Genomic DNA, 590 nt, shown 5'->3' with positions numbered 1-590 from the left:
ACAATAGCTTGTATCACTCTTGATGAGAATGCATTGCACGCAATTTTGATAATTGGAACTGCCTATGACGTTCGCGAAAGCGCTCCCTATCATCTTCACTGCGCGTATTATAACAAGCATCACACGAGACACCTTCCTCATAATGAGGCGATAATTTGCTTTCAGTATTAAGAGGAGAACGACATGCGCGACATAATTCGCGCCCACATTCTTCAAGACCATGTTTAACAGAAACACGTTCATCAAAAACGAAACACTCCCCCCACCACAGACTATCTTCTTTTGGAATTGTTTCCAAATATTTAAGAATCCCACCTTTTAAATGGTAAACCTGTTCATAACCAAGTTCACGAACATAAGCTGTTGATTTTTCACACCTAATACCGCCTGTACAAAACATAGCAATTTTCTTTTTCTTTTTTAAATCAGCTTCATGCTTAAGCACCCATGCGGGAAATTCACGAAATGTTTTGATACGCGGATCAACCGCTCCTTGAAAACTGCCAATTGCATATTCGTAATCATTACGTGTATCAATGAGAAGCGTTTCTTCATCTTGAATAAGGGCATTCCAATCTTTAGGGTCCACA

1 protein-coding gene is annotated in these 590 nt (G+C 39.7%); it reads right to left on the bottom strand.

Annotated elements, in window-relative coordinates:
• Positions 1 to 13 precede the first annotated feature (13 nt).
• Positions 14 to 590 (bottom strand): rhodanese-like domain-containing protein (locus ACFINZ_RS11715; protein WP_375701609.1); only part of this gene is annotated, 577 nt, incomplete at its 5' end.

Source organism: Bartonella sp. AA81SXKL (genome assembly GCF_042196945.1).
GTDB lineage: Bacteria > Pseudomonadota > Alphaproteobacteria > Rhizobiales > Rhizobiaceae > Bartonella.
Note: the sequence above shows the minus strand (reverse complement) of the source record. Positions and strands in the feature narration are given on the sequence as shown.